Origin of the sequence: Proteus sp. G2669 (genome assembly GCF_009915245.1) — a bacterium.
Lineage (GTDB): Bacteria > Pseudomonadota > Gammaproteobacteria > Enterobacterales > Enterobacteriaceae > Proteus.
In genome coordinates, this window is the sequence record NZ_JAABLX010000025.1 from 86934 (window position 1) to 110524 (window position 23591).

Annotated in this window: 19 protein-coding genes; 8 read left to right on the forward strand and 11 right to left on the reverse strand. The window is 38.4% G+C overall.

The window, feature by feature from the left end; translation table 11 throughout:
- Positions 1-50: 50 nt before the first annotated feature.
- The 4 genes from adk (at position 51) to GWI68_RS06840 (ending at position 4545) form a co-directional block, all read left to right on the forward strand.
- Entirely contained in the window at positions 51-695 is a 645-nt protein-coding gene (adk, locus tag GWI68_RS06825) for an adenylate kinase (RefSeq protein WP_023582632.1), read from the forward strand.
- A gap of 174 nt (positions 696-869) precedes the next feature.
- Entirely contained in the window at positions 870-1850 is a 981-nt protein-coding gene (hemH, locus tag GWI68_RS06830) for a ferrochelatase (RefSeq protein ID WP_166539785.1), read from the forward strand.
- Positions 1851-2012: 162 nt separating this feature from the next.
- Complete coding sequence (wzz(fepE), locus tag GWI68_RS06835; protein ID WP_109409797.1) at positions 2013-3131, forward strand: LPS O-antigen length regulator Wzz(fepE); 1119 nt, start codon at positions 2013-2015, stop codon at positions 3129-3131.
- A 103-nt stretch (positions 3132-3234) separates the two neighbouring features.
- Positions 3235-4545 (forward strand): inosine/guanosine kinase, encoded by a 1311-nt coding sequence (locus tag GWI68_RS06840; RefSeq protein WP_166539786.1) that lies wholly within the window; start codon positions 3235-3237, stop codon positions 4543-4545.
- Positions 4546-4656: 111 nt separating this feature from the next.
- On the opposite strand, the gene ybaL is transcribed toward GWI68_RS06840, so the two are convergent.
- Entirely contained in the window at positions 4657-6417 is a 1761-nt protein-coding gene (gene ybaL, locus GWI68_RS06845) for a YbaL family putative K(+) efflux transporter (RefSeq protein WP_166539787.1), read from the reverse strand.
- 237 nt (positions 6418-6654) lie between these two features.
- On the reverse strand, positions 6655-7893 hold the full coding sequence (locus tag GWI68_RS06850; protein WP_166539788.1) for an MFS transporter: 1239 nt from the start codon (positions 7891-7893) through the stop codon (positions 6655-6657).
- Positions 7894-8154: 261 nt separating this feature from the next.
- On the opposite strand from GWI68_RS06850, the gene ushA reads away from it, so the two are divergent.
- A complete protein-coding gene (ushA, locus tag GWI68_RS06855; RefSeq protein WP_166539789.1) occupies positions 8155-9819 on the forward strand; it encodes a bifunctional UDP-sugar hydrolase/5'-nucleotidase UshA in 1665 nt (554 codons plus the stop codon).
- A gap of 120 nt (positions 9820-9939) precedes the next feature.
- On the opposite strand, the gene ybaK is transcribed toward ushA, so the two are convergent.
- The 4 genes from ybaK to copA all read right to left on the reverse strand — a co-directional run bounded on the left by ybaK (position 9940) and on the right by copA (position 16092).
- The gene (gene ybaK / locus GWI68_RS06860) at positions 9940-10419 is read right to left on the reverse strand and encodes a Cys-tRNA(Pro)/Cys-tRNA(Cys) deacylase YbaK (RefSeq protein WP_109409801.1); all 480 of its coding nucleotides are present in this window, start codon (positions 10417-10419) and stop codon (positions 9940-9942) included.
- Positions 10420-10453: 34 nt separating this feature from the next.
- Positions 10454-11263 carry a TraB/GumN family protein gene (locus GWI68_RS06865; RefSeq protein ID WP_166539790.1) on the reverse strand — a complete coding sequence of 270 codons (810 nt, stop codon included), beginning with the start codon at positions 11261-11263 and terminating at the stop codon, positions 10454-10456.
- 110 nt (positions 11264-11373) lie between these two features.
- Positions 11374-12780 (reverse strand): YadA C-terminal domain-containing protein, encoded by a 1407-nt coding sequence (locus GWI68_RS06870; protein WP_166539791.1) that lies wholly within the window; start codon positions 12778-12780, stop codon positions 11374-11376.
- A gap of 369 nt (positions 12781-13149) precedes the next feature.
- Positions 13150-16092 (reverse strand): copper-exporting P-type ATPase CopA, encoded by a 2943-nt coding sequence (gene copA / locus GWI68_RS06875; RefSeq protein ID WP_166539792.1) that lies wholly within the window; start codon positions 16090-16092, stop codon positions 13150-13152.
- A gap of 134 nt (positions 16093-16226) precedes the next feature.
- On the opposite strand from copA, the gene cueR reads away from it, so the two are divergent.
- A complete protein-coding gene (gene cueR, locus GWI68_RS06880; protein WP_109409590.1) occupies positions 16227-16640 on the forward strand; it encodes a Cu(I)-responsive transcriptional regulator in 414 nt (137 codons plus the stop codon).
- On the opposite strand, the gene GWI68_RS06885 is transcribed toward cueR, so the two are convergent.
- From GWI68_RS06885 to tesA, 5 genes are all read right to left on the reverse strand, one after another.
- Positions 16594-17082 carry an NfeD family protein gene (locus GWI68_RS06885; RefSeq protein ID WP_166539870.1) on the reverse strand — a complete coding sequence of 163 codons (489 nt, stop codon included), beginning with the start codon at positions 17080-17082 and terminating at the stop codon, positions 16594-16596. The two genes, cueR and GWI68_RS06885, sit on opposite strands and share 47 nt — an antisense overlap.
- Positions 17083-17084: 2 nt before the next feature.
- The gene (locus tag GWI68_RS06890; RefSeq protein WP_166539793.1) at positions 17085-18008 is read right to left on the reverse strand and encodes an SPFH domain-containing protein; all 924 of its coding nucleotides are present in this window, start codon (positions 18006-18008) and stop codon (positions 17085-17087) included.
- A gap of 37 nt (positions 18009-18045) precedes the next feature.
- Positions 18046-18903: a co-chaperone YbbN gene (locus GWI68_RS06895; protein ID WP_166539794.1), complete on the reverse strand. Its 858-nt coding sequence runs from the start codon at positions 18901-18903 to the stop codon at positions 18046-18048.
- 84 nt (positions 18904-18987) lie between these two features.
- Complete coding sequence (locus GWI68_RS06900) at positions 18988-19773, reverse strand: SDR family oxidoreductase (RefSeq protein ID WP_166539795.1); 786 nt, start codon at positions 19771-19773, stop codon at positions 18988-18990.
- Positions 19774-19823: 50 nt separating this feature from the next.
- A complete protein-coding gene (tesA, locus tag GWI68_RS06905; protein ID WP_166539796.1) occupies positions 19824-20453 on the reverse strand; it encodes a multifunctional acyl-CoA thioesterase I/protease I/lysophospholipase L1 in 630 nt (209 codons plus the stop codon).
- Here tesA and ybbA point away from each other — a divergent pair.
- Positions 20424-21110 carry a putative ABC transporter ATP-binding protein YbbA gene (gene ybbA / locus GWI68_RS06910; RefSeq protein ID WP_109409595.1) on the forward strand — a complete coding sequence of 229 codons (687 nt, stop codon included), beginning with the start codon at positions 20424-20426 and terminating at the stop codon, positions 21108-21110. The two genes, tesA and ybbA, sit on opposite strands and share 30 nt — an antisense overlap.
- Positions 21107-23548 (forward strand): putative ABC transporter permease subunit YbbP, encoded by a 2442-nt coding sequence (gene ybbP, locus GWI68_RS06915; protein ID WP_166539797.1) that lies wholly within the window; start codon positions 21107-21109, stop codon positions 23546-23548. Before ybbA ends, ybbP begins: the two co-directional genes overlap by 4 nt.
- Positions 23549-23591: the final 43 nt, after the last annotated feature.

Sequence of the window (23591 nt, forward strand, 5' to 3'; positions counted from 1 at the left end):
TGCGTTTTCGAGTTTAAATATAAAAAATTAAATGCAAGGGGATTTACGCGATGCGTATCATTCTGCTAGGCGCTCCAGGCGCTGGTAAAGGCACTCAGGCTCAATTCATTAAAGAAAACTATGGTATCCCACAGATTTCAACTGGTGATATGTTACGTGCGGCAGTAAGTGCAGGTACAGAACTAGGACTGAAAGCAAAAGCACTGATGGACAATGGTCAGTTAGTTACTGATGAATTAGTTATTGCGTTAGTTAAAGAGCGCATCAAACAAGACGATTGCCGTAATGGTTTCTTGTTGGATGGGTTCCCAAGAACAATTCCGCAAGCTGATGCAATGAAAGAAGCAGGGATCAATGTGGATTTCGTACTGGAATTCGCAGTACCAGATGACATCATTGTAGAACGTATTATTGGCCGTCGTGTTCACGCACCATCAGGTCGTGTTTATCATGTGAAATTTAATCCACCTAAAGTGGAAAATCGTGATGACGTGACAGGTGAAGAGTTAACAACACGTAAAGATGACCAAGAAGAAACCGTTCGTAAACGTTTAGTTGAGTATCATACTCAAACGGCACCGTTAGTTTCTTATTATCAGAATGAAGCTAAAGCAAGCAATGCAAAATACTTCAAAGTTGATGGTACACAAAAAGTTAGCGAAATTAATGCTGAACTGAAAAGTATCCTTGGCTAATTTGTCATCGCTATGATTAATCCCGGTTGAGCCGGGATTTTTTTTACCTTATTTAACCGGTATAAAATAAGTTAAAAAATTCGATCCAATAAATTGACAAGCACAATTCATTATTTTCCTTTATTCTTCTACCCTTTGGTTATCCTAATAAAAATAACTCTAAGGAGTCATGGTATGAATCATGCTAAGTATGGCGTTCTTCTCGTTAATCTTGGTACACCTGATGCGCCGAAAACGGGTGCTGTCCGACGTTATTTAGCACAATTTCTTAGCGATCCTCGTGTTGTTGATGTTTCTCCTTTAATTTGGAAACCAATATTACAGGGCGCGATATTGCCGTTTCGTTCTCCTAAAGTAGCAAAACTTTATCAACAAATATGGATGAAAGAAGGTTCCCCTCTGTTAGTTTATAGTCGCGCCCAACAACGCGCGCTTGCTCAGCGATTACCTAATATACCTGTGGAATTAGGGATGTGTTATGGCAATCCATCGCTAAATGAAGGGATTGAAAAACTGTTACAACAAGGTGTTGAGAACCTTATTTTGTTACCACTTTATCCTCAATACTCTTGTTCTACCTCTGCCGCGGTATTTGATGGTGTAAGCAAAATATTGAAAGGGATGCGCACTATTCCATCCTTAAATTTTATTCGTAGCTACCCTGAACATCCGCTTTATATCAAAGCACTTGTTACCTCTATTGAGAAGAGCTTTCAGCAATATGGAAAACCTGATCGTTTAATTCTCTCTTTCCATGGTATTCCAGAGCGATTTATTAAAACAGGGGATATTTATTATGATGAATGTTGCCTTACAACTGAAAAGCTTAAAGAACAATTAGAAATACAATTAGGCTACCCTAAAGAGCAGGTCATGTTGACATTCCAATCACGTTTCGGACGTGAGCCTTGGTTATCACCTTATACTGATAAAACAATGGAAAAGTTGGGAAGTGAAGGTGTTAAACACGTTCAAGTTGTATGCCCAGGCTTTTCATCTGATTGTTTGGAAACATTAGAAGAAATTAACGAACAGAACCGTGAATTCTTTATTCATGGAGGGGGAAAACAGTATGAATATATCCCTGCATTAAATGATGATCCTGGGCATATTGACTTGCTAGAGGTGATGATCCGTGAGATATGCAAAAAATAATTACTGAATTCTATAAATAAAATTATCGGATTTGATGATATATTAATTTGATCATATTTCAGTTATATATAAACTTATCTTTTCTCATTTTTTAAGTGTTTTAGTGTTAATCACTAAAATGCTGATAAACGGACACTGCATTACATAAATTTAGGCAGGAAAATGAATAGTAAGCTTTCAAAACCACAATCTTCAGAAATTGATAAAGGGAATTTTGATGACTTTTATCTAAAACAGAACGATGAAATCGATCTTTTTGAATTATTTTCTGTTATTTATAAATCAAAATTTGTCATTATTGGTATCACGTTATTATTTGCTATCGTTGGCTTTACTGTTGCAAGTTTTTTACCCCAAAAATGGACAAGCCAAGCTGCAATTACCAAGCCAATGCTCGATGAAATGAAGCAACTAAGAGCGACATTGACTGAACTAAGCCTAGTGGATGTTGATACGGGTGTTAATGGTTCTTCCGTTTATCAAAAATTTATCAATAACTATAACTCTCGTGTTTTGCGTGAAGAGTATTTGATAAGCACAGATTATTACAAAAGCTTGTTGGCTAAAATGGAAGAGCCAACGCCACTCGATAAACGTAAATTAATTGAAGAAATCGTAACGAAAGATATTAATTTAAAAGCTTCAGATGATAAAAACAGTGAAGAAGAGTTTAGTGGCGAAATTAATCTAAGCTTTACGGCACCAACCTCAGAAGAGGCTTACGATTTACTTTCAGGCTATATTCGTTTTATTTCCACCAAAGTACGTATGGAAGTGAAAGACGAGATTGATGATCAAATTGAACGTAAATTAAGCTTTGCTCAAAAAGCGTATGAAATGGATTTAGAACGTATTGCTAATGCACGTAATGTAAATGTTCAACGCTTAAAATATGCGTTAGAGATTGCTAATGCGGCAGGAGTAAAAAAACCAATTTCAAGTGAAGGCGCACAAATTAAAGATGACCCTGATTACTCTATTGCCATGGGTTCTGATGCGTTAAGTAGTAAATTGGCTATCACAGAAGCTATCACTGATCCAACAACAGTGAGTGCTGATCTGAAAAACCGTTTATATAACATGAAGCAGTTAGAAAAAGTGAAATTAGATGAGCTTCAATTTGTACCATTCAAATATATGTTGAAGCCTTATGAACCCACTAAAAAAGATGCGCCTAAACGTGCTCTGATTTTAGTCGGTGCTGCTTTTGTTGGTTTTATCCTTTCTGTAATGGGTGTTTTACTGAGCTATATGGCAAGAAGCCGTCGTAAAGCTGCATAAAAATATCGCCAAATAAGTAGGTGTACAGACGTACACCTACTGTCTCTCCCATAATATTGTGTTAACATTGCGCATCTTTTTTAGCTGTGTAGCATCGTTCACAATGAAATTCCCTGGCAAACGAAAATCCAAACACTATTTTCCCGTTAGTTTACGAGATCCTTTACTACAACCCATCATCAATATGACGGAGAGCGAATCTTCGCGCGCCTATATTGTCGGCATTGACCAAACATTGGTGGATATCGAAGCGAAAGTTGATGAGGCATTTATTACCCGTTATAACTTGAGTCAGGGACACTCTCTAGTTATTGAAGATGATGTCGCAGAAGCGCTTTATCGTGAATTAACAGATAATAACTTAATCACTCACGAATTTGCGGGTGGCACTATTGGTAATACACTGCATAATTACTCTGTATTGGCTGATGACCGTTCTGTGTTATTAGGTACTATGTGTAATAACATTCAGATTGGTAGCTATGCTTATCGCTATTTATGTAACACGTCTAGCCGCACTGATTTGAATTATCTTCAAGGTGTTGATGGTGCTATTGGGCGCTGTTTTACGCTGATCACAGAAAATGGTGAACGTACTTTTGCAATTAGCCCAGGCCAAATGAACCAACTTCAGCCTAAGAGTATTCCAGAAGAGGTGATTGCAGAAGCTTCTGCATTGGTTTTAACCGCTTATTTAGTGCGTTGTAAACCTGGTGAGCCAATGCCTTTGGCTACCATGAAAGCGATTGAATATGCGAAAAAGTATGACGTACCCGTAGTGCTTACATTAGGTACTAAATATGTTATTGCAGATGATCCACAATGGTGGCGTGATTTCCTAAAAGAGCATGTATCTGTTGTGGCAATGAATGAAGATGAAGCATTTGAGTTAACAGGGCATTCTGATCCTCTCCTTGCCTCTGATGTCGCATTAGAATGGGTTGACTTAGTTCTTTGTACCGCAGGCCCCGCAGGGCTTTATATGGGGGGGTATACGGAACAAAGCTTTAAACGTCAAACAACGCATCCTTTATTACCTGGTGCAATTGCTGAATTTAACCGTTATGAATTTAGCCGTGCAATGCGCTACAAAGATTGTGAAGAGCCAGAAAAAGTTTATTCCCATATTGAGCCTTATATGGGTGGCCCTGAGAAAATCATGAATACAAATGGTGCGGGTGATGCAGCATTATCGGCATTACTGCATGATATTACAGCAAATAGTTACCATCGAATTAATGTGCCGAATTCGAGTAAGCATCCTCGAACTTATTTAACCTACTCATCATTAGCACAAGTGTGTAAATATGCTAATCGAGTGAGTTATCAAGTGTTAAGTCAGCATTCACCTCGTTTAACGCGTGGTTTACCTGAAAAAGAAGACAGCTTAGAAGAAGCCTATTGGGAACGTTAAGTTTATATTGTTTCTCAGTTTTGTTTTATCAGAGTGAAATAAAAAACCTATCAAAATTGATAGGTTTTTTATTGACTTAAATTGTAGCGTTAATAGGTTATCTATATTTGGTTATTGTGCTGCACTTGGAGCAATAATTTGCTGACCATTTTCAGGAGTATCATCAATAGCACAACCAAACTCTACTTCCTTCACTAACATATCAGCCATTGCAGATGCAGTTTGATCTTCATCGATAATGACGTGATTTGCACCTTTTTCAAGGATAAAAGATGCTTCTTCATCGTAGTTAGCCCGAACAATAATATCGTCGAAATGAGCACGAACAATGATATTTAAATCAGGGTTCATACTTCTTGCTGTTTCGGCAATATCAGCGGCTTCATAACCATTAGGGATAGTCAGTAGTAAAGATTTAGCACAATCAATACGGGCTAAAGCAAGTGATTCTTTTGTTGAAGCATTACCCAGTACCGTATTTAAGCTTTTCTCTTTTAATTCCGTGAATTTATTACGGCTATTTTCGATAATAACCAATGGAATAGATTTAGCTAATAATTTTTCAGAAAGCATACTTCCCGCGCGTCCATAGCCAACGATAATAGCGTGGCCACAGATATCAACAGGAACTGGCATCTCTTCTTCCAGCTCTTCTTGTTGTAGTTGTTCCACTTCTTCTTTTGTCTCTGTTTTTGCCAGATAACGGTCTAATAAAGAGAACAATACTGGGTTTAGCATAATAGAAACTAAAGCGCCGGCTAAAACAAGATTACGTGCATCTGGCTCTAAAACGTTTAGAGCAACACCAAGACCAGCAAGAATAAAGGCAAATTCACCAATTTGAGCAAGACTAGCAGAAATAGTTAGGGCTGTTCGTCTAGAATGCCCAAACATTCGTACAAGTACCAGCGCTGCTGCTGATTTACCAATAATAATGATAGCCAACGTTGCTAAGATGCCGAGTGGGTGTTCAATTAAGACCATAGGATCAAACAGCATACCTACAGACACAAAGAACAGTACTGCAAAGGCATCACGCAGTGGCAAAGTATCTTGAGCAGCTCTGTGGCTTAAATCAGACTCATTGAGTACCATACCGGCAAAGAATGCGCCTAATGCGAAAGAAGCATCAAATAAGGTTACAGCGGCATAAGCGATACCTAAGGCTAGAGCTAACACACATAACGTAAAGAGTTCACGAGAGCCCGTTGCTGCGGTTTTGGCTAAAATCCAAGGAATAAGCTTACGGCCGACAACCATCATGATTAAGATAAAGGCAACGACTTTACCGATAGTGATCCCTAAATTAATCATCAGTTGAGAAACACTGGTTTGGTCGCTACTTTCCAGCATATTGGCGGCAGCGGGTAGTAGCACAAGGGCTAATACCATTGCTAGGTCTTCAACTATCAGCCAACCAATAGCAATTTGGCCTCGTTGGCTATCAATCAGGCCTCTTTCTTCAAGTGCTCGTAAAAGAACAACGGTACTTGCTGTTGATAGACACAAACCGAATACAATGCCACTAAATAAACCCCAGCCAAAAAATGCCGATAATCCCAATCCTAATAGTGTTGCGACTGCAATTTGCGCAATAGCACCCGGAATAGCGATAGCTTTTACCGCCATAAGATCTTTTAAAGAAAAATGTAAACCCACGCCAAACATTAGCAGAATGACGCCGATTTCAGCGAGTTCAGGGGCGAGAGAGGTATCAGCGACAAAGCCTGGGGTAAATGGGCCAGCGAGTACACCCGCAGCAAGATATCCTACTAAAGGTGAGATTTTTAGCCGTTGAGCGATCATGCCTAAAATGTAAGCAAGTGCTAACCCACCAACAATGGTGGTAATGAGGGGTGTTGAATGCGGCATCAATTCTCCTTCTTTTTATAAAACTACATGTATCGGGGGGCGAGTATATAGCAGGCGGATAGTTTAACGTATTTATGCAATAAATTCGCTAAAAATTATCGATTATTTATAAAAATAGCAAGTTGATTGAGTTTTATGACGCAAATGCGTTTTTTTATGTTATTTTAATAAGTCTTGTCTTTTAAGGTAAGAGTTACCCTGTTATTGGTTCATTTAAATAACAGGGTTAATTACAGCTTATTCAGTTTTATCTACCCCAATATTAGGAAGAAAAATGGTGAAAATACCTAACAGTGGGAGATAAGCACAAATATGATAGACATATTCAATACTCTTCTGATCTGCAATATACCCTAAGACTGCAGCACCAATCCCTCCCATTCCAAAAGCAAGTCCAAAGAAAAGCCCTGAAACCATACCTGTTTTACCCGGAATTAACTCTTGAGCATAAACCAAGATAGCAGAAAATGCTGAAGCTAAAATTACACCAATGAATACAGTAAGTACGCCAGTCCAGTACAAGCTGGCATAAGGGAGTATCAGTGTAAAAGGTGCAACACCTAGAATAGATCCCCAAATAACGTATTTTCTACCAATTTTATCGCCTACAGGGCCACCAATCATGGTGCCAGCAGCAACAGCAAAGAGAAAAACAAATAGGTGAATTTGTGCATTTTGTACTGAAACGCCAAATTTATGTATTAAATAGAAAGTATAGTAGCTACTGATGCTTGCAAGATAAAAATACTTAGAAAAAATCAGAATAAGTAAAATGGCTAAAGATCCCAAAAGGGCTTTGCGTGGCAATATTGCTTTATTGCTGAGTCTTTTAGGTTGTTTTTTCTGAGCTTCTTGTTGAATTTTATACCAACGGCTAACTTGTAATAACACGACAATAGCCAGCAATGCAGCAAGGGAGAACCAACCGACATTTCCTTTGCCATAAGGTGCTATCAGTAATGCAGCCAAAAGAGGGCCTAATGAGCTACCGAGATTCCCGCCTACTTGGAAGAGCGATTGTGCAAGTCCGTGCCTTCCACCTGATGCCATTCTAGCAACACGGGATGATTCAGGATGGAAAACAGACGAGCCAGTACCCACTAACCCAGCAGCAAATAATAACATTGGGAATGTATCAGCAAAGGCAAGGAGAATAAGCCCTGTTAGAGTAAAACCCATACCAATAGGTAATGAGTAAGGCTTAGGATATTTATCAGTATAGAGGCCAATAAATGGCTGTAATAAGGATGCTGTAATTTGATAAGTCAACGTTATCATCCCTATTTGCACAAAACTGAGAGAAAATTCAGATTGCAACATAGGGTAAATAGCTAATATCAATGATTGGATCATATCATTGAGGAGATGTGAAAAACTGATGGCAGTTAAAATACTAAAAACCGTATTACGCTTGTTGGCTTTTCGTTGTAAAACATCAGTTTCTTCTATGGGAAGCGTTGGGTCAGCATTACTCATTTTAATTCCCTGTCATATTATTTTGTTAATGAATTGTTTCTATTTTTATTAGTCTAGTTTACATCTATTTGGAGTTGAGTGCTTTTGTGAGAAATAGAGTTTGATTCATGTCTCAAAAAAACTATTGGATCAATGAAATAATTAAAAAATTATATAACCTACGTCATAAAATACAGCAAAAGTATTTAACTTCTGTCTTTTTTTTCTACAGTAGATGCATGGCAGAACCTTCTCAATAAATAATATACATGGGGATATACCATGAGCTTATCTTTTAAATTATCGGCATGCGCTTTGACCGTTTCTTTAGCTATGGCGCCGGCGTTGTCTCAGGCATGGGAAAAGGATAAAACGTACGAAATTACTATTTTGCACACCAATGATCATCATGGCCATTTCTGGCATAACGATCGTGGTGAGTACGGCTTAGCAGCTCAAAAAACCGTTGTTGATAATATCCGTGATGAAGTGGCTAAAAAAGGTGGTAGCGTACTGCTGTTATCAGGTGGCGATATCAATACAGGTGTTCCAGAATCTGACTTACAAGATGCAGAGCCTGATTTTAAAGGTATGAATCTTGTGGGTTACGATGCAATGGCACTGGGTAACCATGAATTCGACAATCCGTTAGATGTTTTACGTCAACAAGAGAAATGGGCAACATTCCCGTTCTTGTCTGCAAATATTTATCAGAAAAGTACAGGTGAGCGTTTATTTAAGCCTTACACCATTTTTGATAAGCAAGGTGTGAAAATTGCAGTGTTGGGCTTAACGACTGATGATACTGTGCGTATCGGTAACCCAGCAAACTTCCCTGATACTGAATTCCGTAAGCCTTCTGATGAGGCTAAAAAAGTTGTAGAAGAACTGCGTACAACAGAAAAGCCAGACATTATTATCGCTGCAACCCATATGGGTCACTATGATGATGGTAATCACGGTTCTAACGCACCAGGTGATGTGGAAATGGCACGTGCCTTACCAAAAGGCTACCTTGATATGATTGTGGGTGGTCACTCACAAGATCCTGTTTGTATGTCTCAAGAGAACAAAAACTACAAACAAGCTGATTATGTACCAGGAACGCCTTGTGCGCCTGATAATCAAAATGGTACATGGATTGTTCAGGCTCATGAATGGGGCAAATATGTTGGTCGTGCAGATTTCGAATTCCGTAATGGTGAATTCACGTTAAAGCATTATCAACTCATCCCAATCAACTTAAATCAAAAAGTGAAGAAAGACGACGGTACTACTGAACTTGTCTACTACACAGAAGAAATTCCTCATAACCCAGATATGATGAAATTGCTAACCCCTTACCAAGAAAAAGGTGGCGAGCAACTGAATGTTAAAGTTGGTGAGGTTGTTGGTAAATTAGAAGGTGATCGTAGTAAAGTTCGCTTTGTTCAAACCAATATGGCGCGTTTATTACTATCAGCTCAAGCTGAACGTGCTAATGCAGACTTTGCCATTATGAGTGGTGGTGGTGTGCGTGATTCAATTGAATCTGGTGATATCACTTACAAAGATGTATTGAAAGTTCAACCATTTGCAAATGAACTGGTTTATGTTGATTTTAAAGGTGAAGAGGTAGAGCCTTATTTGTCAGCCGTTGCTTGCATGAAAGTAGACTCCGGTGCTTACGCACAATTCTACAATGTTAGCTTAACAGTTGATGCCGATTGTAAAGTCAGCGATGTTAAAATTGCAGGTAAACCATTAGATAAAACCAAATCTTATCGTATGGCGACATTAAACTTTAACGGTATTGGTGGTGATGGATATCCTAAGATTGATTCACACCCTGGTTATGTGAATACCGGTTTTGTTGATGCTGAAGTATTAAAAGGCTATATCGAATCACACTCTCCATTGAAAGCTGCTGATTTCGAACCTAAAGGCGAAATTGTTTACAAAAAATAAGTCTTATCAATAACGCTTATATAGACAAAAGGCGACATTAATGTCGCCTTTTATTTTTGATTTAAGTCACGTTAATTTTTTATTTTGAGGATGTGCCTTAAAATAAAAAATCATTAATGATTATGATTCTTTACGGATTAGTGCAAACTGAGCACCTAATACAGAACCTAAATCTTTTGCTGATAATTCAATATCTAAGCCGCGTTTACCGCCAGAAACAAAAATGGTGTTAAATTCAAGGGCTTGTTCATCAATTACAGTGGGTAACCGTTTTTTCTGACCTAATGGACTTATTCCACCCACTAAATAACCAGTCACTTTTTGTGCAATTTGTGGATCTGCCATATCTGCTTTTTTCGCTTTAAAGCACTTAGCGACAAGTTTTAAATCTAACTGACCAGAAACAGGAGTGACTGCAACAGCAAGATTTTTAGCATCACCATTTAAAGAAACTAACAATGTTTTAAAGACTTGACGATTATTCAAACCCAGTTTTTCAACGGCTTCATCACCAAAATTATGAACATTAGCATCATGCTCATAAGGATGGAGGATAAATTTAATTTTCTGTTTTTCTAATAAGTTTACAGCGGGAGTCATAGTTATTCCTACTTACAAGGTTAGAACAATATGTTTATGCTTGGTGCGTTAATAAATCAATCAAATTCTCTTCACCAAATAAATGAAGGGCACCTACAGTCACTACGTAGCGGCCTGCCGGTAATTTAGATAATATACCTACCCATTTTTGGTTACGGCTTTGCATTAAAATATCAAATACAGCTTTACTAAAAGTATTTGGTAACGGTGGCTGCTTCTCTCTACTATTATAATTTAACCACCAATTGATCATGATTTGCAATGTACGTGCGTTCTCGTGCCAATTTTTTAGTGTATCTTCGAGTAATTGCTGGCCATCTTCAGGGAAATCTAATAATAATGCGACCTGACTCTCAATACCTTCGAGTTCAATAATACTTCTTTCATATTCATTAGCATGTTGGATAACTTGATAATCAATACCATATTGAGGTTGTAATCCAAGTTGCATCGCTTGTGTAGATTGTAAAATTAAGGCGATTTGCCAAAGTGGCTTATTGTCGAGCTGATAAAGAGAAAGGGAAAGATCTTCACAATGCTGTGTTATTTGAGAAAAAAGAGAGCTATTTAAGCGCGTCTCTAATGAGTCTCTAAAAAGAGACGATTGATCAAAAGGTTGTACATCAGTTGAAATGTCGGCTTCAACAATAACAGCATCTGCTTTTTTTATTTCGCTTATAAGTACATTAGATAGCGGTGTCATTGTTGGAACACCCATATGGATACTACCCACAAGGTGCAAAGAGACATTATTAGGTAGCATAATATCGACAGCGGGATAAGGGTAATGGGTAGTATTTTTTATCCCAACCCAGTGTTTGATTTTCTGAAAAATACCCGTCATTGATATGCTCCTTTGAATATAAAATCACAAGGTTTTAGCATAACGGATTTGTAATGGAATGAAACAACGAAAGCCAAGCTTTACTTAGCTTTCGTTGTTTTTATGTTATTTTACCAGCTTACCCCAACACCGCCAGCAGAGACCCAGCTTGATTCATTCCATGCAGTAGAGGCTCTTATTTTAATATTTTCATTAATACGATATTGCATACCCCAAGCAAGAGCAGTGGCATTACGATAATTACCTATGCCGATAGCGGTACTAAATGTAGCAGAATCGGTAAAAGGTAAATTACTCATTGCTGCCACAGAAGCAATACCTTGGTTGGCGCGTTTTTCAACTTTATAAAAGCGATTTTGAGTATCAGATTTAAAATGTTCAAAATCATTTTTTAGCGTTTTAACTTCGCTTCTTGAGATTGATTGTTCCATATAAAGAGTAGCAAAATGGTTTTTTAATGAAGTATTGTTTCCATTAATATTTAGATTATCGATATAATTATCTTTAATGTTATCTATGTCTTCTTTATTTATATTAATATCTTTTCTATTGGTATCAATGCCTATTCTATTGGTATCAATATCTTCTTTATTGGCATCAATACTTTCTTTATTGTTATCAATATCTTTTTTATTGGCATCAATGCCTTTTTTATTGGTATCAATGTCTTTTTTATTGGCATCAATACTTTCTTTATTGTTATCAATATCTTTTTTATTGGCATCAATGCCTTTTTTATTGGTATCAATGTCTTTTTTATTGGTATCAATGTCTTTTTTATTAGCACCAAAATTGTCTTCATTTGCTAATATTCTTTCTAAATTCATTGCGTGACCAGATTGATTAACTTTGCTCATCATTTTATTAAGCTTAATTTGATTATCAAACTTACTCAGTTCAATATTGTTCTTTTTGATTAACGTAATGATCTTTTTATTGAATTCATTTTCAATTGAAAATAAATCTCCTTGGTTTATTTCATTGTTATTTTCTCCATGAACAATATCATCATATTGTTTAATGGTGAGGTTAGGTAATGTCGTTTGTGCAATCTGTATATCATCATTTGTATGTTCGGCTAGAAAGTGAAGAACGGCTTTTTTATTAAATGAAATATGTGGGGCATCGTTTGATTCTAGTAGATTATCTTTTATTTTATTATAAAAAAAAGAAGCAATTTTTGATCTTATCTCTATATCTTTCGGTGAAATAATTAAACTATTTTTTATTTTAATATTTTCCTTTGTAATACTTTCTCCGAATGTTGTTTTTATATTCCCAATGTGTTTGTTGAGCTTTTCTATTATCTCATCAGTTAATGATATTTTATTTTTTTCTAACTTAACATAATGGTTACTTATTTTTTGATCAAAAGATGAGGGGGATGTGATTATCGTATCTGGCTCAATAGCGATAAATGGAGTTTTATCTGGTGTTATATAATATGTTTCATCTGAAAATACATGAGATGAATAAATTAAAGGTAAGATTATAATAATAGTCTTATTTAAATTCATTTTTAAATCCTTTTAAAAACATCATTTTTGTGTGAGATTCTTTATTTTATTTAAATAATGGTTTTCTACAATAATAAATAGAAATTAAATGAAAATTTGTTCTTTTTTTAAAACTATAATTTAAGTTTATTGTGCCACTAAATTTTAATGAAAAACTTATAATATATTGCTATCCTAGCGTTAAGAGGGCGGAGTAATGACTCTCTTGTATAATGAGAAATTCCTCTTTGACTGGCCGATAGAAATATCGGCTTTTTTTTAACCTTTTGAAAATGCTAATAATGATTAATAGAAAACAAAAAATAAGATAATAAAAAACCCCTTTTACAGATAAGTAAAAGAGGTTTTAGGAAAATACTTTATTAAGTATTATTGTTTGGGTTTAAAACGCAATAGACGGTTTGCGTTACTTACTACAGTGATTGAAGACAATGCCATTGCTGCACCAGCAACAACAGGGTTTAATAACGTGCCTGTAAATGGGTATAAAATACCGGCTGCGATAGGAATACCTAAGCTGTTATAGATAAAGGCACCGAATAAATTCTGCTTCATATTACGTAGCGTACCCTTTGAGATCTCAACGGCATCAGCAACACCATGCAAACTATGACGCATTAACGTGATAGCGGCTGTTTCAATAGCGATATCACTACCACCCCCCATTGCAATACCGACATCAGCTTTGGCTAATGCAGGGGCATCGTTAATACCATCTCCGATCATTGCAACACGACGTCCTTCAGCTTGAAGCTCAGTAATAGCTTGTGCTTTACCTTCTGGCATCACACCCGCAATAACCTGATCAATGCCTGCTTCTTTTGCAATTGCATTCGCTGTAATTGGGTTATCTCCCGTTAACATCACGAGTCGATAACCTTGATTATGTAAACGTTGTAACGCACTTACAGTATCTTCTCTAAGAGGATCGCGAATAGAAAGTAGTGCCGCAATTTTGCCGTCTTGTGCTAATAAAACCGGAGTAACCCCTTTGGCTGCCTGAGAGTCAATTAGCGAATTAACTTCACTAATATCAACACCAGAGTCAACCATCAATTTGGGGTTACCTAAAAGCACTATTTTACCCTTAATTTCACCACTTAATCCCATACCTGCTAATGTACGAAACTTATTTACTTCGGGTAAATCAATGCCTTCAGCGCGTGTTAAAATTGCCTTAGCCAATGGATGATTAGAGCCATTTTCCAGTGATGCTGCCAATGCAAGTGCTTGAATTTCATCTACTTGATTGAAAGTATGAATTTCAGTGACTTGAGGCATACCTTCTGTCAATGTTCCTGTTTTATCAAAGACTAAAGTATCTAGCTTACTGGCTTGTTGTAGCGCATCCGCATCACGGACTAACACACCATATTCAGCCGCACGGCCTACACCTGAAATAATGGACATTGGTGTCGCTAAGCCTAAGGCACAAGGGCAAGCGATGATAAGAACCGTTGTGATAATTACGAGTGCATAGGTAATTTGTGGCGAAGGGCCAAAGAAATACCAAATAGCACCTGCAATTAAGGCAATAATGACAACAATAGGCACAAAAACACTTGAAATTTTATCCGCTAGCTGACCAATTTCAGGTTTACTACTTTGTGCTTGGCGAACTAATTTAATGATACGTGCCAGTGTTGTTTTGCTTCCCACAGCCGCCGCTTTAAATAAAACTGAACCATCTTGAACTGTGGTTCCGGCATGAATAGTATCGCCCACTGTTTTTTGCTGTGGGATGGGCTCACCAGTCAACATGGCTTCATCCATCCACACTTCACCTTGGATAATTTCACCATCAACCGGTACTTTATCACCTGTTGCTAAACGTAATGTCATTCCTTGTTTAACATCAGCTAATGGCATTTCAACTTCACCGTTTTCAGTGATGACCCTTGCTGTAGGTGGCGTTAAATCTAATAGGCGCTCTAGTGCTTTAGATGAACGCTGACGCGCTCTTTGCTCAAGCATATGACCTAGATTGATTAAACCAATAATCATCGCACTGGCTTCATAATAGAGATGTCGAGCTTGAGCAGGGAACACTTCTGGCCATAAATTCACGGTAATGGAATAGAGCCATGCTGTTCCTGTTCCTAACGCAACGAGGGTATCCATTGTCGCACTGCGGTTTTTTAAACTTTGCCATGCACTACGATAGAAATGACCACCAGCAATAACCATAACAAACAATGTTGCAATACCAATACCTAACCAAATACTGTGGTTAGCTTCGGTTAACATCATATTGTCGCCAATCATTCCCCAAATCATGACAGGGATACCAACAACTAAGGCCAATGCAGCTTGCCAGCGAAAACGCTTCATATTAGCAACAGCGACTTCTTGCTGGCGCTCTCTACGTTTTACATCATCTTGAATAATTTCAGCGCCATAACCTGCTTTTTCAATGGCAGTCACTAGTGCATCATGATCAATTTCACCTGTCACTAATGCGCTACGTTCAGCAAGGTTTACACGTACATTCTCAACGCCATCAACGGATTGTAATGCTTTGTGAACCTTGTTTACGCAACTTGCACAGGTCATGCCATCAATTAAAAGCTGAACACTGCTGTCATCATCAATGTCTATTTCTGAGCTATTTTCAATGTCTACATTTTCAACTGGAATGTCACAAACAGCCGCTGACGATGCTTCCAGTTGTTCATGCATTTGCGTCAGCGGCTCAGTTTTTGGGAAATCAGTACCTGCTAGTTGTGCTTCAAAACCAGCATCTTTAATAGCTGTTATTAATGTCTCTGTGGTAGCAGATCCGATTACTTTTGCATGAGTTAATTCAACTTCAGCACTATCAACGCCTGTTGTCGCTTCAAGTGCTTTTTTGACTGAGCCGACACAATGGCCACAATTTAAGCCTGAAAGGGTTAAATAAATTGTGTTATCTGTGGGGGCTAAACTGGCTTGAAAACCTTCAGCCGTAATTGCTGCAATTAAGGTATCTGCAGTAGTATCGCCAAAAACTTCAGCAGACTCCTTTGTCACATTAACCGCAGCCACACCTTCAACGGCTAATAATGCTTTTTCGGTTTTACCTACACACTTCATGCAGTTAAGGCCACTTAGGCTTAATTTTACATCAGGCTGAGTTGCAATTTTAGCTTCATAACCCGCGTCTTCAATCGTTTTGATTAAACTTTCAGCAGTTGCATCACTGTCAATTTTAGCGTATTGAATAGTCACATTTGACTGTTCTATATCATTGCGAGCATCAAGTGCTTTTTTTACACTGTTAACACAGTGGGAGCATGAAAGTCCTTGTAATGCGAGTAGCGTAGTTTTTGCCATGTTAGTTTATCTCCGAAATAAAAAGCGTTACCTCTATTATTGCGCAATATCCGGTAACTTGCTTTCTTTAAAGGTTTTTTCTTATCAGAGATAAAGGCTAAACCTTTCCGCAAGGGGAAGGTCAAGGGGGAATTTTGAATATTAGTGAAATCGCAAACAAAACAGGATTAACAGCTAAAGCCATTCGGTTTTATGAAGAAAAAGACTTGATTACACCCCCAGGAAGAGGTGAAAACGGCTATCGTTATTATCAGGCACAACATATTGAAGAGTTAACATTATTGCGACAAGCGAGAGAGGTTGGTTTTAACCTAGAAGAGTGTCGTGCATTGTTAATGCTATTAAGAAATCCATCACGACATAGCGCTGATGTGAAAGAAGCGACGTTAAAAAAGGTGGCTGAAATTGAGAAGACTATTAACGAACTTAATGCAATTCGTCAACGTCTTCTCTTGTTAGCCAGCGAATGTCCTGGCGATGATGGTGCTGATTGCCCCATTATCAATCATTTGTCAGGGTGTTGCCACCATCAGAAGCAGTCGGTTTAAGTGGAATAACGTGTAAAGTAATGCCATCAATAGCAATGACTTCGACTTTATCACCCGCTTGTAATGGCGTGTCTGAGTAAACACGCCAACTACCATCGGCTAGTTTTATGCGGCTAAACCCATTTTCTGTATCTGATGATAGAACAGCGTGAACACCAATCAGTTGATGACTTTTCTGATTTAAGTTCTCAGCTTCTTTTGATTGTTTTCTGCGTTTAAGCCAAAGGTGCCAAAGAACAGCACTAATAACCGTTAATATCGCAAATAACACACCTTGAATAGGCCAGTTAATAGGCAGTATCCATGTGATCAACGATACACACAGCGCCGCCATTCCTGACCATAAAAGATATCCTGCTGTTCCTAACATTTCTGTAATTAACAGCAAGCCACCAAGACAAAGCCAGAAAAGTGCGGGGTGAGCACTAATCCATTCAATCATCATTAATTACTCTTGTTACCAGAGTCATTTTTTTTGGTATTAAGGAGCTCTGAAATACCACCGATTGCGCCCATTAAATTACTGGCTTCTAGTGGCATCATGACAACTTTACTGTTGTTGGCTGAGCCAATTTGTGCGAGTGCATCAGTATATTTTTGAGCAACAAAGTAGTTAATTGCTTGCATATCACCTTTTGCGATGGCTTCAGATACCATTTGTGTTGCCTTGGCTTCAGCTTCTGCCGCACGTTCACGGGCTTCTGCTTGTAAGAATGCAGATTGACGCTCACCTTCAGCCTTCAGAATTTGTCCTTGTTTCTCACCTTCGGCTTTTAAGATAGCGGCTTGACGAATACCTTCAGCTTCAAGGATATCTGCACGTTTAGTACGTTCAGCTTTCATCTGAGCGTTCATTGCAGAAATCAATTCTTTTGGTGGGCGAACATCACGAATTTCAATACGGGTAATTTTGATACCCCAAGGGTTTGTTGCATCATCTACAATCAGTAAAAGACGACTATTGATTTGGTCACGTTGAGAAAGAATTTCATCAAGTTCCATTGAGCCTAATACTGTACGGATATTCGTTAGTGTTAAGTTGATAATCGCAAGTTCAAGATTATTAACTTCATACGCAGCTTTTACTGGGTCAATTACTTGAATAAAGCAGACTGCATCGATGCTGACGTTGGCGTTATCACGAGAAATGACTTCCTGAGAAGGAATATCAAGTACTTGTTCCATCATATTAATACGGCGACCAACACGATCGATGAAAGGAATAAGAATTTGAAGTCCTGGAGTGAGTGTTCGTGTGTAACGACCAAAACGTTCGACAGTCCACTGATAACCCTGTGGAACGGTTTTAACACCGCTTAAAACTAAAATAATAGCGAATAAGATGATAATACCAATGACTATTTCCATATATCTGTCCTAAGTCTGCTTTTATAAGAAAATAAAACTAATAAAGTAAAGAATACACCATACGGCGATATTTAGACGCTAAATTATCATTAGTGCCTAAGGCAGATAAAATATCCATCAGTGTTTTCTTAACTTGGCCATCACCTGCATTTAAGTCTTTTTTGATAAAGCTAAATAGCAATTCTAATGCTTCTTCATTACGGGCGACTTCATGTAATTTTAGTGCAAGTTGAATGGCAATATCAGTATTTGCAGGTTGTTGACTAAAATCATTTTGTAATTGCTGAATTTCTGGGGTATCAGCCGCTTGTTTTTGTAATTCAATTTGTGACAGTAAGCTATGATAATAACTATCTTGATCTTGTAATGGGATAGTGATTAACAGTGTTTGTGCTTCTTCATTTTTATTTAAAGAAACAAGAGCACCAGCTAAAGCTAGTGTAATTTCACTATTTTTAGGCGCGAGTTGATGTGCTTCTTTTAATAGAGGTAAAGCTTCATCCGCTTTTCCTTCTGAAAGAAGTTGCGCTGCTTGTGCTGCTTTTAGCTCTTCAGGTTTTGGCAATACATTGGCTAAAACTTGGCGGACTGCTTCTTCAGGTTGAGGACCTTGGAAACCATCGACAGGGCGACCTTCTTGTAAAATATAAACAGTTGGGATCGCACGTAGACCAAATTGTGAGGCGATCATTTGTTCTGCATCGCAATCCAATTTTGCCAAAATAAATTGATCGGCAAATTCGGCTGCCAGTTTATTCAATGTTGCACCAAGCTCTGCACAATGAGGGCTATGTTCTGAATAGAAATACATCATGACGGGTTTGGTCATGGATTGTTCTATAACTTGTTGAATATTTGATTCATTTACATCAACAATATGTGCAGTTGCTAACATTAACTTGTCCCTTTTTGAGAGTTTTAAATATAGATGCGATTTATAACGCTATTTCATTAATAAGTAAGGGTGAAACCAAAAAAATCAAGCCTTGCCACTTTGGCGACTTAAAATTGCATCCATCAAGGTATCAGGTAGAAAACGCTTTAATATTCTGACAGCATAAGTTAATAGCGTTACGGGATAACGTATCTTAGGTTTTGGACTTTCTAAAGCGTGTACAAGCTTTTTCACGACATCTTCAGGTGTTAATGTGAAACGACTCGCAATCCCCGGATTTTTTACGGGTTTATCTTTCTCAGCTTGAGCAACATTTTCAGTGAAACAAGTTCGTATTGGACCTGGCTCTATTAAACTCACTTTAACACCGGTATGTATTAATTCCATTCTTAAGGCATCAGACCATGCTTCTACGGCATATTTACTAGCTGCGTAAGCGCCTCTGCCAGGTGTTGAGATAACGCCCATCACTGAACTGGTTTGAATAATTCGTCCTTCACCATGGGGCAACATAGCTGGTAATAGTAAGGTAGTTAATTGATGCAAACCAAAAAAATTTGTGGAAAATTGCTTTTCCATTTGTTGGCGACTAATCGCATCTAGTGGGCCGTATACACCAAAACCACCATTATTAAATAATCCATATAAACGACCATTTGTTAGATGAATAACCTCTAATGCCGCTTTTTCAACACTTTGCGCATCATCAAGATCAAGATAAATAGGCTCTAATCCTAGTGTTTCCATGCGTTTAAGATCTTCATCTTTACGGCAAGCGGCAAGGACTCGATAACCTCTTTTCTTAAGCGCTTTAGCTGCACAAAGCCCTATTCCACTAGAACTTCCTGTAATCAATACCGTTTTTTGCATAATTTTACAATTAATCTCGTTTAATCTACGTTAACTACTGTCAGAATAGTCTAACGTGTTAAGTAAGGGGATAATGTTTTATCCATCCATTGCGCAATAAAAGGCTGAGCATCTTCATTGGGATGTATACTGTCGTTTTGCATCCACTCAGGCTTATCTGCGATTTGCTCCATATAAAAAGGAAGCAGAGGGATCGCATTATCTTCTGCAAGTTTAGGATAAATCGCTGAAAATGATTGTGTATAGCGTTTCCCGTAATTAGGTGAAATCATAATTTGCATAAAAAGTGGAGTTGCGCCCGACGATTTAACTTGTGCAATGATGTTTTGTAGCGCGTCTTTTGTTTGTGCAACAGGGTATCCCTGTAAGCCATCATTTGCACCTAATTCAATTAAAACCCAGCGTGGTTGATGCTGTTTTAATAAATCAGGAAGTCGATTTTGCCCCTGAAATGCAGTTTCACCACTAATACTTGCATTAACCACGTTAATTTCAGGGTGGGTAGTTTTCCAATTATCGGCAAGGCGCTGTGGCCATGCACTCTCAAGAGGAAGACGATAGCCTGCACTCAAGCTGTCACCAAAGATTAAAAAGGTATCAGCAGCAATCGCCTTAAAGCTAAACATCATCATAACGATAAGGAAAAATGTATGTCGACGGAAAAGGTTCTTGAAGTTCATCAGTTAACCAAACAAGTAGGACAAGGTGATAGTCAGATCTCTATATTGCAGGGTGTTGAGTTAGTTGTCGAGCCTGCACAAACAATTGCGTTAATTGGTGAATCAGGATCGGGTAAATCGACGTTGTTAGGAATTATTGCCGGACTTGATGATGGAAGCGCTGGCAGTGTGAAATTAATGGGACAAGATCTCACAAAAATGAATGAAGAAGAGCGTGCTAAATTACGTGCTCAACATGTTGGTTTTGTTTTTCAATCATTTATGTTAATTCCGACATTGAATGCACTCGAAAATGTGCAGTTGCCCGCATTATTAAAAGGTGAGTCCGAAAAACACAGTTATGCTCGTGCGGTAGATTTACTTAAGCTGTTAGGATTAGGGGAACGCTTGCACCATATGCCAGCACAGCTTTCGGGTGGTGAACAACAACGTGTGGCATTGGCTAGAGCGTTTTGTACTCAGCCTGCTATTCTTTTTGCTGATGAACCAACAGGAAATTTGGATCGTAAAACTGGAGATAAAATTGCTGATTTGCTGTTTTCTCTCAATCGAGATTATGCAACAACATTGATTTTAGTTACTCATGACAATGAGCTTGCTGCTCGTTGTCAGCGGCGTTTACGATTAGTTGATGGACAACTTAAGGAGGAGTCATGATTTGGCGTTGGTTCTGGCGTGAATGGCGCTCTCCTGCATTATTAATTGTTTGGCTTTCTTTAGCACTTGCGGTCGCCTGTGTGCTTGCTTTAGGGCGTATAGGTGATCGTATTGATAAAAGTATTTATGCCCAAAGTCGAGATTTAATTGCGGGCGATTTAGTGCTACGAGCATCTTATCCCGTTGATGAAAACTGGCTTACTGAGGCGAAAAAAATGGGGTTAACCCTCAGTCGCCAAATGCAATTTACTACAATGTCTTATGCGCCAGAAGGAGATACACCACAGCTTGCATTAGTTAAAGCAGCTGATAATTTGTATCCACTTTATGGTGAATTAGAAACAGAGCCAGCGGGTTTGAAACCAGAAAAAGGAACTGCGCTTGTTGACGCCAGATTACTGGAACTATTGGATATAAAAGTCGGTGATAAAATTGATGTAGGTGACGCTACATTTACAATCAGTGGCGTATTAATTCAAGAGCCTGATAGCGGATTCAACCCTTTCCAAATAGCGCCACGTATTTTAATTAATCTTGATGATGTCGAATCAACAGGTGCAGTACAACCTGGTAGTCGCCTAACTTATCGCTATATGTTAGCGGGTAATGAGTCGGTAATTGATAGTTATCAACAACGCTTTGATCCTTTATTAAAGCCCGATCAACGTTGGAATAGTTTAAAACAAGACAGTGGTGCGCTTTCACAATCTATGGAAAGAGCAAAAAACTTTCTTTTACTCTCAGTTCTATTAACGTTACTACTCGCAATATCGGCAGTAGCGGTTTCAATGGCACACTATTGCCGCAGTCGTCATACCTTAATTGCGGTACTAAAAACTTTAGGTGCAGATAAACGCGCATTGCGAAAATGGATAGTAGGGCAATGGGGCGTTATTCTTATCGGAGCCGTCATTGTTGGCTCATTGACGGGGCTTCTCTTTGAAAGCATTCTGTTACAAATTTTAGCCCCTGTTTTACCTAAAAGTTTGCCTGAAGCGAGTTTTTTACCGTGGTTTTGGTCAGTAGGCTCTTTATTGTTAATCGCCTTATTAACAGGGTTAAGGCCTTACTATCAGTTAATGGCAACCCAACCTTCTCGTGTATTAAGAAGTGATACCACAGCACCTATCTGGCCTCTGCGTTACTATTTACCACTCGTAGCGTTAATTGTCATTGGTGCTTTAACGCTTTTTGCTGGAACAGGGGTTTTATTGTGGTCAATTCTATTTGGTATCGTTGTTATCGCCTTTTTACTGGGGATTATTGGTTGGCTTGGGTTGTGGGTATTAAAGCAGTTTAAATTTCGCCAACTCAGTGCTCGGTTGGCAGTAACTCGCTTGTTGCGACAGCCTTTTCAGACCATGACTCAACTGGCTGCTTTTGCACTTTCATTTATGCTGTTAACGCTATTGGTGCTGATCCAAGGTGATTTATTAGATAAATGGCAAAAACAGTTGCCAGAAGATAGCCCTAATTATTTTCTGATTAATATGTCCGCACCTCAAGTTCAAGAAATTAACACCTTATTGGCACAATATAACGTCGAACCTACAGACGCCTATCCTGTAGTATTAGCGCGCTTAACGCAGATTAATGAGAATAATGCCAAAGAGTGGGCTGATAAACATGATGCGGGTAATAACACCGTTCGCCGAGAACTTAATCTAACGTGGCATAGCGAATTGCCAAAAGATAACGTGATTGTAGAAGGAACATGGCCACCAGTGGGTAATGGTGTTTCTCTTGATCAAGGTGTTGCCAAACAACTTGAGATTAAACTGGGCGATGAATTAACTTTTGTGGGAGATACTCGAGAGTTTAAGTCAGTTGTGACGAGTATTCGCCATGTCGATTGGGAAAATATGCGCCCTAACTTCTTCTTTATTTTTTCTGAAGAAGGATTAAATAATCAACCAGAAAAATGGATGAGTAGTTTTTATTATAATGGAGATGGTGCGTTAATTACGGCGCTTAATCGGCAATTCCCAACCGTAAGCGTGTTAGATACAGGCGCATTAATTCAGCAAGTGCAACAAATCTTACAGCAAGTCAGTCGCGCATTAGAGATTATGGTTGGGTTGGTGATGATTTGTGGTGCATTATTATTAATTGCTCAAATTCAGGTAGGAATGACACAACGACGCATTGAGCTGGTGGTTTATCGCACACTGGGTGCGGGTAAATTATTATTACGACGCACTCTTTGGGCGGAGTTTGCTTTATTAGGCTTAATGGCTGGTTTAGCCGCAGCCATTGGCGCTGAGATGGCATTAGGTCTATTGCAGAAATTTGTATTTAATTTTTCTTGGCAGCCTCAATGGGGAATGTGGCTTACTGTGCCTATTATCGCGGCACTTCTATTGTCTCTGTGCGGTAGTATTTTAGGTGTAAGGCTGTTGCAAGATAAAGGGCAATACCGCCGGATCCAAGGTGAGTAGTGAAAAGAAACAAGAGCTATAAATAAAGTTAAATAAAAATGCT